General features: G+C 70.4%; 11 protein-coding genes. 5 read left to right on the top strand and 6 right to left on the bottom strand.

Going from position 1 to position 14877, the window contains the following annotated elements; translation table 11 throughout:
• Window positions 1-369 precede the first annotated feature (369 nt).
• The 3 genes from HYV93_00480 to HYV93_00470 are packed head-to-tail and all read right to left on the bottom strand — an operon-like array spanning window position 370 to window position 4569.
• Window positions 370-3144 carry an MMPL family transporter gene (locus HYV93_00480; protein ID MBI2524437.1) on the bottom strand — a complete coding sequence of 925 codons (2775 nt, stop codon included), beginning with the start codon at window positions 3142-3144 and terminating at the stop codon, window positions 370-372.
• 31 nt (window positions 3145-3175) lie between these two features.
• Entirely contained in the window at window positions 3176-4003 is an 828-nt protein-coding gene (locus tag HYV93_00475) for an outer membrane lipoprotein-sorting protein (protein MBI2524436.1), read from the bottom strand.
• Between the two features lie 41 nt (window positions 4004-4044).
• On the bottom strand, window positions 4045-4569 hold the full coding sequence (locus tag HYV93_00470; protein MBI2524435.1) for a universal stress protein: 525 nt from the start codon (window positions 4567-4569) through the stop codon (window positions 4045-4047).
• Window positions 4570-4969: 400 nt separating this feature from the next.
• Between HYV93_00470 and HYV93_00465 the strand changes: the two genes are divergently transcribed.
• Entirely contained in the window at window positions 4970-6061 is a 1092-nt protein-coding gene (locus HYV93_00465) for a hypothetical protein (protein ID MBI2524434.1), read from the top strand.
• Window positions 6058-7269 carry a glycosyltransferase family 4 protein gene (locus tag HYV93_00460; GenBank protein MBI2524433.1) on the top strand — a complete coding sequence of 404 codons (1212 nt, stop codon included), beginning with the start codon at window positions 6058-6060 and terminating at the stop codon, window positions 7267-7269. Before HYV93_00465 ends, HYV93_00460 begins: the two co-directional genes overlap by 4 nt.
• A 10-nt stretch (window positions 7270-7279) precedes the next feature.
• Here the strand turns inward: HYV93_00460 and HYV93_00455 are convergent, their stop codons facing one another.
• The 3 genes from HYV93_00455 to HYV93_00445 all read right to left on the bottom strand — a co-directional run bounded on the left by HYV93_00455 (window position 7280) and on the right by HYV93_00445 (window position 10140).
• Window positions 7280-8128 carry a methyltransferase domain-containing protein gene (locus HYV93_00455; protein ID MBI2524432.1) on the bottom strand — a complete coding sequence of 283 codons (849 nt, stop codon included), beginning with the start codon at window positions 8126-8128 and terminating at the stop codon, window positions 7280-7282.
• Window positions 8129-8194: 66 nt separating this feature from the next.
• On the bottom strand, window positions 8195-9037 hold the full coding sequence (locus tag HYV93_00450) for a methyltransferase domain-containing protein (GenBank protein ID MBI2524431.1): 843 nt from the start codon (window positions 9035-9037) through the stop codon (window positions 8195-8197).
• Between the two features lie 125 nt (window positions 9038-9162).
• Window positions 9163-10140 (bottom strand): 50S ribosomal protein L11 methyltransferase, encoded by a 978-nt coding sequence (locus HYV93_00445; GenBank protein MBI2524430.1) that lies wholly within the window; start codon window positions 10138-10140, stop codon window positions 9163-9165.
• A gap of 243 nt (window positions 10141-10383) precedes the next feature.
• On the opposite strand from HYV93_00445, the gene HYV93_00440 reads away from it, so the two are divergent.
• The 3 genes from HYV93_00440 to HYV93_00430 form a co-directional block, all read left to right on the top strand.
• Window positions 10384-12162 (top strand): hypothetical protein, encoded by a 1779-nt coding sequence (locus HYV93_00440; GenBank protein ID MBI2524429.1) that lies wholly within the window; start codon window positions 10384-10386, stop codon window positions 12160-12162.
• A gap of 121 nt (window positions 12163-12283) precedes the next feature.
• Window positions 12284-12724 (top strand): hypothetical protein, encoded by a 441-nt coding sequence (locus HYV93_00435; GenBank protein ID MBI2524428.1) that lies wholly within the window; start codon window positions 12284-12286, stop codon window positions 12722-12724.
• Window positions 12724-14877 (top strand): hypothetical protein (locus tag HYV93_00430; protein ID MBI2524427.1); only part of this gene is annotated, 2154 nt, incomplete at its 3' end. The genes HYV93_00435 and HYV93_00430, both read left to right, overlap by 1 nt.

Here is a 14877-nt window from a genome sequence, read left to right as displayed (position 1 = left end):
GCCCGAGCCAGCGCGGCGGCTGGCGGTGGGCTTTGACTTGCTCCCGACTCCGTAGTAACTACGCTCCTCGGGCGAGAATCGCGCGTGATTTCAGCCCGTTTCCCGAAGCGCCCACCAGCTCCGGGGTAAACTCACGCTAGCAGGCCGCCCAGCAAGGCCCATCTGCTTCGTTGGCGCCCTCGGGCCGCACGCTCAACGTGGCTCGCTCACGCTCGCCTGGATCTCCGGATCCGCTCCCCTCGCCTCCGGCTCGGCTCGCCAAGCGGAGTACGCCTCGCGTGCGGCCGTCTGGCGCCGCCTCGCATCTGGACCTTTTTGATCGGCCTGCGGGGCTTTGCCGCAGCCCCCTGGAGGTCGGGGGTGGGGGAGCTAGGCCGGCGGGCCGGCCGGCGCGGATCCAGCCGCCGGGGCGCCGGCCGCGATCGGAGGCCGGCCGGCGCTGAGACGCTCGGCCAGAACCCGGGCCACGTTGCGGAAGAGCTTCGCGCCGGTGTACGGGAAGCGCAGGCGCACGCGCTCGAGGACCGGCCAGTCCAGCCGGAGCACCTCGGTTGCCTCCTCGGCGATGACGTTCGCCATCCGGGGCCCGCCGGCCACCGCGCCGACCTCCCCGAACACCATCCCCGGCTTGAGGCGCCCGACCGTCTGCTCACCGCCGTCGGGCCCCGGCGTGGTCACGCGAACCCCTCCGGCGACGATCATGTACATCTCGGTGCCGCGCTCGCCCATGCGGAGGATGTAGTGGCCGGCGGGGTACTCGTGGAGCGCGCCCAGGACGACGATCTTCCGGATCTCCCAGAGGGAGAAATCCCGGAAGAGCGGCAGCGTCCGGAAATCCCGACCCAGCTTGAGGGCGAGGAGGTCCAGGACCGTCACCAGGCGGGCTGCCTGCATCAGGATGGGTGTGAGGACCAGCTCCCCGACCATCGCCACCAGCATGACGAAGGCCGACAGCGTGCCGAAGTACAGGGTCGGCACGAAGTTCGAGAAGACCAGGACCAGGAACCCCCCGGCCAGCGCCAGCGACACGTAGATGATGGGGCGGCCCTGGCTCCGCATCGTGTTGACCATGGCCACGGTCTGGTCGTGGTGCTCCCGGAGCTGGCGGCTGTAGGTGACCATGTGGTGGACGGTGTCGTCCACCGCGATGCCGATGGCGATCGTCGCGATGAGGGCGGTCCCGGTGTTGAGCGGGATCCCAAGGAGGCCCATGAGCCCGAAGTTGAAGAGGATCGGCACGACGTTGGGGATCAACGACAGGAGCCCGGCGCGCAGCGAGAAGAACAGCAGCGCGTGGATCAGCCCGATGATCACGAAGGTCAAGGAGAAGCTCTGGAGCTCGTTGACCGCCATGTAGTCGGCGGCGTTGTTGATGAGGATCGTCTCGCCGGTGGGCCGGACGGAGACCCCCGGCGGGAAGGTGGCCTTCACGTGGGTCTCGATGCGCCCGAGCAGGGCCGAGAGCTCCCAGGAGCTGGTGATGTTGTGCCGGACGACGATGTTCGCCGCCGCCGCCTTGAAGTCGATGTACTTGGCCAGCTCCTTGCCCTCGAGCGTGAGCAGGTACTGGGCGACCTGCTCGCGGGAATCCGGGATCACCTCGAAGGCCGGGTCGCCGCCGTTCATCTCCCGGTGCATCTTGCGCAGGTAGTCGGCGACGGACACGGTCTTGTCGACCTGGCCCGTCCCCGCCAGGAACTCCTGGAGGCCCGCGATCCTGCGCAGGAGCCCCGGATCCTTGATCCCGTCCTCCTGCCGCGTGTCCACCACGATGAAGAAGTTGACCGCCCCCGCCAGGGAGCGGTGGAGGTCGGCGGTGCGCTGCCGGATGAACGACTTCTCGGGGAAGTAGGCGATGAAGTCCGTGTTGACCCGCAGGTTGTACCAGCCGACCAGGGAAGCGGCCGTGAGCACCGCGGCGACCGCCAGGATCGGCCGCCGGTACTTCAGGTTCATCCGCCCGAGCCACTCCATCGCCCGCGGGATACCGCCCCGCTCGGACTCGTCCTCGAACGCCGCCACGTGGATGCGCCGCGGGACCGACCACCACTTCAGCATGATGGGCAACACCGTCACCGTGACGATGAAGTTCGCGGTGAGCCCCAGGGACGACGCCCAGCCGAACTGGATCAGCATCGTGATGTCGGTGGTGACGAGGCTCCCGAAGCCGACGACGGTCGTGAAGGTGGTGATGAGGATCGGGAGCGCCGACTGCTCGATCATCCGGCGGAGGGCCGTGACCTTGTCGTGGCCGGCCTCTAGCAGGTGGTGGTACTCCGAGATCATGTGAACGTCTTCCGTGAAGCCGATGGCGATGAGGAGCGACGGGATGATGGCGGTGATGACGTTCACCGGGAGCCCGAAGATCGCCATCAGCCCGAGCCCCCAGGCGATGCTCACGAGTCCCGTGACGAGGGGAATGACGACGCCCTGGAGCATGCGGAAGGCTACCAGGAGGACCAGGAGGAGCACTCCCACCGAGATCGGGATGAGGTTCACCTGGTCCTGCTGGATGTAGTCCGCGAAGGTGACCTTCGTGAGGGGGGTGCCCATCTGGTAGAGGCTGAGGCCGGGGGTCGCGACCCCGGCGATCAGGGCGTCGACCCGCTCCGCGAAGCGCCGGTTGAACTGCTTGTCCCCCGCGGCGGGATCGGTGTAGACGTTGATCGCGGTGGCCGTCGCGCGCGCCGACACGATGTTGCCCACGAAGACCCGGCTGCCCAGGGCGTCGGCGCGGATCCGGGCGAGCGCAGCCGGGTCGCGCGGCACGGCGGCCCCGACGAGCGGGTCGGTGTTGAGCTGATCCCCCTCGCCCTTGATGTTGTTGACGGTCGTCAGGCTCTCCACGCGGGTGACGCCCTCGATCCGCTCGAGGGCGTCGGAGAGGCGCTTGACGGCCTCGAGCACGGGCCGCGCGAAGACGTCGTCGGCCTTGACCAGGACGATGGTCAGATTGTCGCTGCCGAAGCGCTGCTTGACCTGGTCGTAGTAGGCCCGCGCGGGATCCTTCTCGACCATGAGGCCCTCGGCCGAGGCGTCGATCTCGAGGCGGGGGACCTGGAGGGCGAAGTAGAGCGTGAGGGCGGCGACGAGCCCGAGTGTCAGCCCCGGGTGGTCGAGGACCCAGAGGAGCGCGCGCTTCATGGCGCCGGGTGGCTCCGGGGCGCCCGGGCCCTTACGACCCGCCCGCGATCAGCGCGGCCTCGGTGAAGAGGGCGTCGCCGAGCCCCTTGTTGAGGGCGCGGCTCTCCACCTTCACGACCGTGCGTGTCCCCTCCTGCACGTCGCGCATCTCGATCTGGTTGGCCCGCCAGACCGTGCCCAGCACGTTCACGAGGGCGCGGCTGTGCTCGATCTTCTCGAGCTTCCCCTTCCTGTCGTAGTACTCGCGCTTGATCGTGTAGTGGCTGTCCTTGCGCACCCAGAGCTTGCGCTTGCTGTAGCCGCTGTCGGCGGCTTGCCGCTCCGTCGCCGGGACGGCCTCGATCACCCAGCAGTCCTGCCCCTCGACGGCCTCGGAGCCAAGGAGGTTGTACCGGTGCAGCTCGAGGTTCTCGGGCCTCAGGTCCTCGAAGGCGAAATCCGTTCCCATGAAGCGGTTCTTCTTCCCGCTGGAGGCGATGCGCTTGACCTTCTTCGTGGCGGGGAGGTAGAGCCACTGGTCGTCGTCGCCGCCCTTCGCCTCCCAGGTGAGGAGGCCCGTGTTCTCCACGTCCCGCGGCGCCAGGAAACGGAGCAGGATCTTGCTGAGGTCCCGCTTGTCGGTGAGGGTGTGGCGGACCACCCGGCGCTGCTTCGCCACGCCCGCCTTGTTGATCACGTCCATCTGCTGGACCTCTTGCTCGTCCTTCACGCGCTGCAGGTCCCGCTGCTTCCGCATGATGTCCAGCGCCGTCTGCGCCTCCGTCGGCGCTCCCGCCCCGGCCAGGGCCAGGAGCGTGAGCGCGAGGAGCGGAGCGAGGAGCGGGAGGCGGCCTGGGAGCCGCGGGACGGGGCGTCGCATGGGGCTCTCCTCCTGGTGCGGAGCCGGCGCCCCGCAGCCGATCATTTTGCGGGGGCGGACGGCCCGGCCCCGGGTCGGGCGGGGGTGGTGTCCGGGGCCCCGGCAGGTCGAGCCAGGCCGAGGCCCGACGGGGCCTGGAGTGAGGCCCCGGGCGCGCGCAGGAGGAGTATGGAGGCCGAGGTCCCGCGCAGGACTGACTCCGCCACGCTCCCCCACATGAGCCGGCCGATGCCGCTCCGCCCGTGGGTCGTCATCACGATGAGGTCCACTTCCATGAGGCGCGCCGCTTCGATGATCGCGGCCGCCGCCGGGCCGCGCCAGACGGACTTGACCACGTTCGTGACCCCGGCCGAGGCGAGGCGCTGTTCGATGCGCGTCAGGTACTCGGCGGCCTCGCGGACCCCGTCTGTCTCCACCCCGGAGGGATCCGCGCCGACCATCTCGTCCCGCTCGGCCGCCTGGAGGAGGATCACCGTGATCCCCCCCTGGCGTACGATGTCGATGACGGCGGGGATCGCCGACTCGGCCAGCGAGGACCCATCGAGTGCGACGAGGATCTTGTTCACGCAGGGCGCCTCCCCGGCGGGTACTCTAGCACGAGGCGGCGCCTTCCGCGCCTCTTCGGTGGCCGGGAGGGGGCCGGCTCCAGCCCGGTGCGCCGGCCCCGTCCTTCGGCTGGCACAACGGGGTCTTGGGCAAGCTTTCCGGTCTCGCCGTCGAGGGCAAGTCTCTTCACGCGACTCCCGCGCGGGGCGCCGAAGTGGGGTGCCGCGGAACGGAGAGCCTGGAGCCAGACGTGCTAGAGTAGGCGCCGGATCACCTCTCTACCTGCGTACGCTGTCTCCGCGGGGGGGCGGAGGGTGACCGGGACGCGAGGCCGCGTCCTTACCATCAGGCCCCACTGCGCGGGCGCGAGGCCACCGCTCACCATTCGTGCCGCGTGAATCGAGAGGGGGGTGCCGACGAGTGGCGCAGGGGATCGCCATCTACCAGGACGCGGCCATCGGGGAGCCTCCCTGGGCCGAGCGCTTGGGCGAGTACCTGGCCGCCCAGGGCGTCGACGTCATCCCGGTCCGGAGACCCGACGGCCAGGCCTTCGGGGCGCTCCGGAAAGCCGACGGCTTCATGTGGCGATTCACCCACGGCCCGGCAAGCCAGGGGATCGCCAAGCCCTTCCTCTCGGCGGTCGAGCATGCGCTTCCGATCCCGGTGTGGCCGAACTTCGCGACCCGCTGGCACTACGACGACAAGATCGCCCAGGCCTGGCTGCTCGAGCTGGCGGGGGCGCCTCTGCCCGAGACCGCCATCTTCGACGATGCCGGCGATGCTCTGGCGTGGAGCGCGAAGGCGGGCTACCCGTTGGTCTTCAAGCTCCGCGGAGGGGCCAGCTCACAGTCGGTGTGCCTGGTCGAGTCCCCGGCGGCGGCGGCGCGGCTGATCGGTCGAGTCTTCGACCGGGGCCTCACGGGGCACCATGACCTCGCGGCCATCGCCAGGGGGGACGTGGGCCCCCTGTGGAAACGGAGCCGCGGACTGCCCGGGGACGTCGCGCGGGTCGTCGCCCGGCGGCTCCGCTACGGCCGAGCCCACCTGCTGGAGCCCTCGGTCCCTGTCCTGTGGCCCATGGAGTCCACCGCCGTCCTCTTTCAGGAGTACCTCCCCGGCAACGAGTTCGATTACCGCGTCACGGTGATCGGCGACCGGGCGTTCGGGTTCCGCCGCTTCAATCGGCCCGGAGACTTCCGGGCTTCCGGCAGCGGCAGGATCGACGCGGATCCCTCGCAGGTGGGGCTGGACGCGGTGCAGCTCGCCTTCGACATCTCGGGACGGCTCCGATTCCAGTCGATGGCCTACGACTTCGTCCGGGACCGCGAAGGCCGGGTCCGGCTGCTCGAGATCAGCTACACGTTCGTCGGTCGGGCCGTGGCCCAGTGCCCGGGACACTGGGACCGCGATCTGCGCTGGCACCCGGGTCAGCTGCGGCCCGAAGATGCCATCGCGGAGGACTTCCTCGAGGAGGTGCGTCGGCTGCGCCACGACGTCGCCCGGGGGCGGTGACCGGCGCCGTGCGGATCGCCTTCCTCACCACCGAGTACCCGACCGAGCAGGTCTTCGCCGGCGGCCTGGCGGCCTATGTGCAGCGCGTGGCGCACGCGCTGGTCCAGGCGGGCCACGAGCCGGAGGTCTTCACCCTCTCGGACCGGACAGAGCGGACGCTCGACGGGCCCGTGCCCGTCCACCGGGTGACCGAGGCGCAGGGATGGGCGGCCCGCGCCCGGCGCATTCCCCTGGCGTGGCGCCTCGATGATTTCCTCGAGCTGGCGGGCTCGACCCTCCGGCTCGCCCGCGCCCTCCGGCTCCGACACCGCGAGGCTCCATTCGCCGTCGTCCAGGCGAGCAACTTCCGCGCGCCCGGGCTCGGGGCGGCCGTGCGGCGCGTGGCGCCCCTGGTGACCCGGATCTCCAGCATCGAGATCCTCTGGCGCCGGGCCTACGCCAGGCCTCCGGGTGCCGCCGCCCGGCTGCAGGGATGGGCCGAGGCCTGGCAGGTCCGGCACAGCGCGGCCGCATACGCGCCGAGCCACTTGCTCGCCGCGGCGGCTTCGGAGGCGTTCGGCCGAACCGTGCGTGTGATCGAGCCGCCCTTCGCCGTCGCCCAGCACGCGGCGATGGTAGGTTCGCCGCCGGCCGAGTTCCCTCCGGAGACCTACGCGCTCTTCTTCGGCACGATCGGTCTGCTCAAGGGAGGCGACCGGCTCGTCCGCGTCCTCCCGGGCATCCTGGACCGGCGGCCGGAGTTCCGCTTCGTCTTCGTGGGCCGGGTCTTCCGCACCGCGGCGGGGGAGCCCTTCGACGCGTACATCGCCCGCGCCCTCGGCGCCTACGGAAAGCGGATCGTCGTCCTCTCGGAGCGGCCGCGGGCCGACCTGTTCCCGCTCGTGGCCGGCGCCCGGGTCGTGGTCCTCCCATCCCGCGTGGACAACCTCCCCAACGCATGCCTCGAGGCGATGGCCCTCGAACGCGTGGTGGTGGCGACCGAGGGGGCGAGCTTCGAGCAGCTGATCACCCACGGGGAGAGCGGCCTTCTCGTCCCGCAGGAGGACGACGGCGCGCTCGAGGCGGGAATCCTCGCGGCCTGGGATCTTCCCGCCGAGCCCCGGCGGCTGATGGGCCGGGCCGCGCGAGCGCGGATCGAGCGGCTGGACCCGCGACTCACCATCGTCGCGCTCGAGGCGCTCTTTGCCGAGGTGACAGGCGCCCGCTGACCCGGCCCGGTCACGGGACCCGGATGCCTCGCTTCTTTCCGAGCAGCCGGATCCCGGCCAGCAGCGGCCCGGCCGCGGGGGCGCCCCACGTGGTCACCGCGCGCTCGCAGAGCACGCTCACCCAGGCCGGGTAGGTGATTCCGAACAGCCGGCGCGGCCAGAGCCAGGTCGACCACCGGGACATCGTCCGGAGCGTGCGAAAGCGTCCGAAGCCCACCTCGCGCATGGCCGCCAGCAGCTCCCGGTACGTGGTCTCGTTGAGGTGAAAGCCCAGGGGCTCGGTCGCCTCGGGATAGAGGACGCGCGTGATGTCGTGCGGTCCGAAGATCCGGTTGGGCGTCACCACGATACACGTCCCCCCGGGTCTCAGCACCGCGTGGATCTGTTGCAGCGTGACCCGGCAGTCCTCGGGGTGGAGGTGCTCGTACACGTCGATGGCGACGGCCACGTCGAAGGCGGCGGCCGGGAACGCGGCCGTGAGCTCGTCCCCGGCCACCTGGCGCACCGCCACGTTGCGGATGTCGTGAGCGCGCAGGAGTTGCTCGGCCTCGCGGAGGGCCGGGGTGGAGACGTCCACACCGACGATGGACCGCGCGTGAGGGGCCAGGCCCAGACACGTGTAGCCCCGGCCGCAGCCGACCTCGAGCACGTCGTCGGTCGGGCCGAGCAGACGAGCCAGCGCCTTCACCAGCGACTTCGACGTGCCCGCGGTGCGCTTCTCGGGATCGGGCGGCATTGTCCGGGCGCGCAGTTCCGAGACGACCGAGTACGCCTCGGCGTAGAGCGCCCGCCGTTCCGCACGGCTGCTCTGCCGGAGCCGGCGCGCGTACTGCAGTTCGAGCTCCTGCCACCGCTCCACCGCCGCCATCCTCCCTTCCGGCCCCCGCCGGGCGGTCCGAACGGACCGCGGGCGGCGGCACGCTCCTCATGCGCTGGGTCGGGCTCCCCCGCTGGCGGCGATCGGCCGGCGGCAGTCGGCGATCAGCGGCGACCGCCGATCGGTCACCCGGATGGGCGCGACGTCGGGCACGAGCGCGTCGGGCAGCGTGAACAGCCGCACCTCTTCGTAGAAGCACCGGAGGACCCAGTAGAACTCGCCGGCTGTCCACTCCCGCACGTGCAGCCGGTAGTCCGGCGGTCCGTCGGCAGCCGCCGTTGCTCGACTGCTCTTGTTGGGCGTCGTGAGGATCGCCCGCGGCGCCAGCCCGGCGCACACGGCGAGGAAGGCCGGGAAGTCCCGCACGTGCTCGACCACCTCGATGGACACCAGCAGATCGAAGGGCCCGTCCTGCGGCGAGACGGGCCGCGTGACATAGCGGATGTTCGGACGGCTCCGGTTCTCCTGGGCCCACCGGCTTGCCTCGGCATCGAACTCCGAGCACACGATGGTGCGAGTCGGGTCGGCCGAGGCTTCGTACGCGAACATCCCGGTCCCGCCGCCGAGCTCGACGATCCGTGTCGCGGGGCCGATCAGCCTCGCCACCGCCTGGTTGATGATCGCGATGTTCTCGGTCTCGAACGCGCCGCCTGCCCGCACCCGCTCCAGCTTGACGCGCAGGTTGCTCGCCCCGATCGCGGGGTTCTCGGCGTAAGGGAGCGGCGGTTGGGGACTCCCCCCCGGGCGCGTCTGCCAGATCTCAGCCGGCCGGCGACCGGTTCGCCGGATCTCGTAGCCGAACCAGCGGAGGACGTCGTCCACGGTGGTCTTGAGCCACCTCTCGGCCAGCCGGACTCGATCCTTCCGGTCCCCTCTCCCCCCCGTTCGCAACTTATCCGATCCCGGGCTTGGCCCTGGCGGGACTGGGGAGGCCGTTTCGCCTGTCGTGGGACAATCCCGGAGGATGAAGTTCGGGGCCTCTGAGAGAGCCCTGGAATGGAGCAGGGCGTCTCATGCTAGTCGACGCTCACGCGATAGGACCAGTGCGGCATCCCGGCGATGAGGCCGGGATCCAGGTGCAGCCGGATGCGTTGGCCTGGATGCACCACTGGCTGGTCCAGCGTCGGGAAATACAGCTGACCCCAGGAGGTCGGCGGCAGCCGGGGTGAGTTCGACAGGACGACCCCGTCGCACAGCGTCGCTTCGAACCATCCCAGGAATCCGTCCAGTCGGCCTTCCCGACGGGTCCCGAACTCGAACATCTCGCCCGACGGCACCGGGGACTCACGGCGGAAGTCGATGTGCCAGCGTCTCACGGCGTCCGCGAGTTCCACGATCCGCTTCCCCGAGACTTCGAGGTGGAGGGCCTGTCGCCGGTACCTCCGGCGGCGCAGCTCCGAGACGTCGAAACCGTACAGGAGACCGGGCAGGGACCCGACACCGAACTGGTCGGACTGGACGGGCATCATGAGCGTCCAGCACTCTTGCGGGATGACCCGTCCGCCAGGCTTCAGGAGGCGTTCGCGCGCGTCGCTCATGAACGCGATGGTGTGCTCGGACTCGAAGCCGAGGATGCTGAGCGTCTCCGACAGAATGACGTCGCACCGCTCTGGCAAGCGGGCCCGGGTCGACCGCCGCCGCACCAGCGTGATCCGGTCCTGAAAGCCGTTGGCCTCGATGAGACGGGCAGCCACCTCCGCGATGCTGCTCATCTCGATGGCGTACACGCGCCGGGCGCCCGCCTCCACCGCGAAGAATGACAGGAGCCCGGTCCCGGCACCAAGGTCGGCGACCACGTCGCCAGGCCGGACCACCTGCCGGATCGCGCTCCGGTAAGCCTCGCAGCGCTGCGTGTCCAGCAGCATCCCCTCATGGACGTCGGTGCTCCCGAATCGCTTCATGATCCAGTCCTGCTGTCGCCAGTGCAGGAGCGCAGACCGCCCTGCACGGTGGAGCCGCCAGAGTCCGGGAATCACCGACGTGATCGGCCGCATCGCCTCCCGTGCCTTCCTCGACGGGCTCGCCCGGTGTGGGCTCTGCAGGTCGGCCCGCCGCTGGACCGCGGGCCGGCGCACACGGGATGGTCATCCTGCGCGCGGCGCTGCCCCGTCCGACGTCGCAACGTTCTCCCCGGTCAGCTGCGTGGCTCTTGCTCCCCACCTATGGGAGAGTCCACGAGCCGGAGCGCCCTGAGAGGTCCCTTTGCCGCTCAGAGTACCATGAGGTAACGTGAGCTCATGTTCCTCGTCGCCATCGGCCGGCGCCGCCTGCTGCCCGTCATCGATGGGTCCCGGCGCCTCGAGCTCGTCGCCGGTCGGTGGCACGTGACAGCGCTGGCGGCGGGACCGCTCGCACACGTGGATGACACGGGGACACTCTTGACCGTCACGGAACGTCCGCTCTCCCGCGCCGGGGCCGCGGCTCCCGAGCTCGCAGAGGTCGCCTTCGACCCGACGCGCCACAGGCTGGACGTCCGGCGCCAGCCCCGTGGCGGACGCCTCGTCTACTACACTGTCACACCCGACGGAGACTTCCTGTGCGCCACGCACGTGTGGCTGCTGCGCCGAGCCGGAATCCCGATCCAGGAGCGCCGCACGGCCCTCCCGGAATTCTTCGTCTACTGCTATGTCATGGCACCGGCCACCATGTTCGAGAACATCCACCAGGTCCCCTACGGAGGAAGTCTCCGCGTGGATCTCGACGAGGGCGGCCTCAAGGTCACGGCCTCCTCGGGCTGCGACTTCCTCGACAGGGCCGTGCATCGTGAGGCCGTCCCGGATGCCGATCTCGGGCGGACAGCGCTCGACTTCCTCAGCGAGGCCGTGCGGCCGCTCGGGGCCACGCAGGGGCGGGTGACCACCCTGCTCAGCGGGGGCGTCGACTCGTCCCTCCTGGCACGCCTGGCCGATCGGCTCCTCGGCACCCGAGAGACCTACTCCACCTCGTATCCCTTCGAGGACGACGCGAGCAACGCCGAGAAGGAGTATCCGATCACGGCCGCAACGGCTCTCGGGATGTGCCACCGGCACCATGAGCCCACCACGGCCGAGTACCTGGACGCCGTGCTGAGCGCGATTGCCGCGGTCGAGCAGCCCCTGCACGGGCTTCAGACCCCACTCCTCGCGGCGCTCTTCACCCACGGTATCGCCGAGGGGGTCTCGGTGCTCCTGTGCGGAGAGGGGGCCGACAACTACCTCGGGGTCCAGATCCACGAGGAGATCTTCCAGGGACGCCGTGGCCTGCGTGTCGGACGCTATCTTGCCCGGCGGCCGATCGTGCATGCGTTCCGGCTCCTGTCCCGGCTGACCTGGAAGGCCTACGCGTTCCGAGCGCGTCTCGAGCGCTGGCAGGCACTCTTGCGTCCCGTGGACGATCCCGAGCATCCGCTCTGGGAGGATGAGCGGTACGGGGATCCCGCGTGGGCGCGAAGCTACTTCGGCGTCGCCTCCGATGTGATCATCGAGAACCGGTTGAGGGCGCTGCGTCCCTTCCTGGACCGTGATCTCCTCGATGTCGTCTCCATCCTGGCGCTGCTGGGGTCCACGTCCGCCGTGCAGGGGCTGTGGTCCCGGCTCGCCGACGCGACCGGCCGGGCCCTGGTCTTCCCCTTCACGGAGGCGACGCTGATGGGGTACGCATTCGGGATACCGTGGGAGCGCAAGCTGGCCTCCCCCAAGCACCTTGCGCGGCTGATGAGCCGGCAGGCCGGGGTGCCCGAGTTCATCCTCGACCGACCGAAGAGCGGGTTCGGGATCCACGCACGACGGTGGGCGATGCGGGGAGGGCCGCTCGAGCCCCTGGTCCCGCTTGCGGTGAAGGTTGTGCCCGAGTCGCTGATCCGAGCGGTGCAGAGACCGCCGGACACCACATCCCGGATCTACTGGAATCTCCTGAACTACGCCCTCTGGAAACGCCTCGTGGTGGACGGGGAGCCGCTCGAGACCCTCCGTGGTGAGCTGGCCGACTCCGTGGGCTCCTGTTCGAGGAGTGACGGGGGCACGTGTCGGTCCCCTTGACAGTTGAAGCGACAGCTCTCGACCTGCCCGCGCCGCGCCTTATTTCTCGGCCACTTTGCTCCAGGGGTTGGGCGGCATGCCGCTTGCTCATCGATTCCTGAGGGAAGGGGAACGGACCGGCATGCGTGTACTCCGTCCACTCATCGGCGTCGTCTGGCTTCTGGTCTTCGCGGCCTTCTGGCTGCCGGCGGGGCCGCAGACCGCGCGTGACGCGGAGGCTCAGGGCCGCGGCCCTGCGTCCGCCGTGGTGGCCGAAGGCCACGTCGTCGCCACCACGGCCGACGCGATCCTGACGAGCATCACGCCCGATCAGCTCGGGGCCGTGCAGAGCCACGACAGGCTCACCGTGCGCGTGGCGGGCCGTGCCCTCACCACGCGCTTCTTCGACGCCGCTCGCTACGCAGCCCTCCTGGCCTCTCCTGAGGCGCGCGAGGGCCTCGACGTGGACGTCGTCTGCACCGTGGATGCGCGCGGTGCGCTCGTCATCGTGGGCCTGGGCGGGGGACTGGGTGACTGGCTCGCCGCCAGGCCCGGCACGGACGTCATCATCGAGATGCCCTGATGGCTGCCGACGCCCCGCCCAGCGGCCCAGTTCGATGGAAGCATCTCGTCGTCGGCGTCATCACCACTGCCCTCTCGGTGGCTGCCGGCATGGCGTCCGCCCCACCGGCAGCCGCCCAGTGGACGGCCACTTGGACGGCGAAGGGCTGGCCGGCGAGCCCGCCGAGCGGTGTCGGCGCGCGAGGCTGGATCGACCTGGTCTTCGACGAGGTCGCCGGCCGGAGCGTGCTGTTCGGGGGCAGCGGCGAGCTGTACATGAACGATGTCTGGTTCTACGACGGCGCCGCTGACACGTGGGCCGAGCTGGAGCCGTCCGTCCCCTGCTGGGCCCTCAACGACCACGTCCCCCCCACGCCCCGGGACGAGCACGCCGTCGAGTACGACTCGTTCAATCGCCTGTACTGGTCGGTTGGGGGCAGCGGCTTCGGCTGCAAGGGATCGGCGCGGACGGCGGACGCGGGCAGCGGGCCGACCACGCTGGTGGACGGCGCCCTCTCGTCGGCGACGGTGGATTTCTACAAGGACTGGACGGTCGAGGTCATCTCGACCAGCCAGAAGGCGTATGTCTCGGGCTACGACCCCGTCACGAAGACGTTGACGCTCGCCACGCCGATCTCGGGGCTCACGGCGGGGACGCAGTACTACCTCTACTCGCAGCGGGGCGGGGGCACCTGGTACTACTCGCCGGTGACACAGACATGGGGCAGCCTCTCCGGCCCTCACTGGGGCTATACGGGGCCGTTGCCCTCCCACCGGTACAGCCCCGCCATGGCGTACTCGCCGCTGGACCGGGCCATCGTCCTGTTCGGGGGGGAGCCGAACGACAACGACACCTGGATGCTCGACGTCCAGACGAGGAGCTGGGTCCGGAAGCTCTCGGTCGGCGCCCCGGGCTCGCCGCCGCCGCTGCGCCAGGTCACCAACTCCATGGTGTACGACGCGGCGAGCGACGTCTTCGTCCTCTTCGGGGGGCGCTGCGGGCCATGCGCGACCTACGAGTCGTCGGACGAGACGTGGGCGTACCGGCTGTCGACGAACTCGTGGACGAATCTTGCCCCGCCGCTGAGCCCGCCCGCGCGCCAGCAGCACACCATGGTGTACGACAGTGACAACGGGGTGATCGTTCTCTTCGGAGGCAACGATTCCGCATCGGGGGTGCACTTCAACGATCTGTGGATCTTCGACACCGCCGCCGGCACCTGGACCCAGCTCGTCCCGCCCACCTCCCCGCCCGCGCGGCGGCTGCACGCCATGGTCTACGACCCTGTCAACGGCGTCACCGTCATGTACGGAGGGGCCGACGCCGCGGGCAGCCGCCGCGATGTCTGGCATCTGAGGCTGACGCGGACCGGGAGCGGCAACCCGGTTCCAGTGCTCGCCTCGCTCACGCCGACGAGCGCCGCGCAGGGTGGGGGGGCCTTCACCCTGGCGGTGAACGGCAGCAACTTCGTCTCGACCTCCGTCGTGCGCTGGAACGGCGCCGACCGGCCCACGACCTACGTGAGCGCGACCCAGCTCGAGGCCGCGATCCCCGCCAGCGACCTGAGCACCCAGGGGACGGCGGCGGTGACGGTGTTCACTCCGGCGCCGGGCGGGGGCACCTCGAACGCGCTGACCTTCACGATCACCGCGCCGGCGGCGGAGATCATCGTGGACAATGCGGGCGCGGGGGTGCAGGACCCGGCGGGGGGGCGGACGTTCACGGGGGCGTGGTGCGTGTCGGGGGTGATGGGGTTCTACGGGACGGACTCGCTGTACAGCTGTGGCGGGGGGGTGGACACGTACCGCTGGACGCCGACAATTCCGGCGGCGGGGAGCTACGACGTGTACGTGCGGTGGACGGCGCACGCGAACCGGTCGGCGGCGGCGCCGTACACGGTGGTGCACGCCGGTGGGACCACCGTCGTCACGGAGAACCAGCAGGTGAACGGCGGCTCCTGGCAGCTCCTGGGGACGTTCACGTTCAACGCGGGGACGGGCGGCTACCTGCAGTTGAGCGACGCCAATGGGCTGGCGGTGGCGGACGCGGTGCGGTGGGTGCCGGCGGGATCGGACTCGCCGCCGGGCGAGATCATCGTGGACAATGCGGGCGCGGGGGTGCAGGACCCGGCGGGGGGGCGGACGTTCACGGGGGCGTGGTGCGTGTCGGGGGTG

This window comes from Candidatus Rokuibacteriota bacterium (assembly GCA_016188005.1).
Classification (GTDB): Bacteria; Methylomirabilota; Methylomirabilia; order Rokubacteriales; family CSP1-6; genus UBA12499.
Note: the sequence above shows the minus strand (reverse complement) of the source record. Positions and strands in the feature narration are given on the sequence as shown.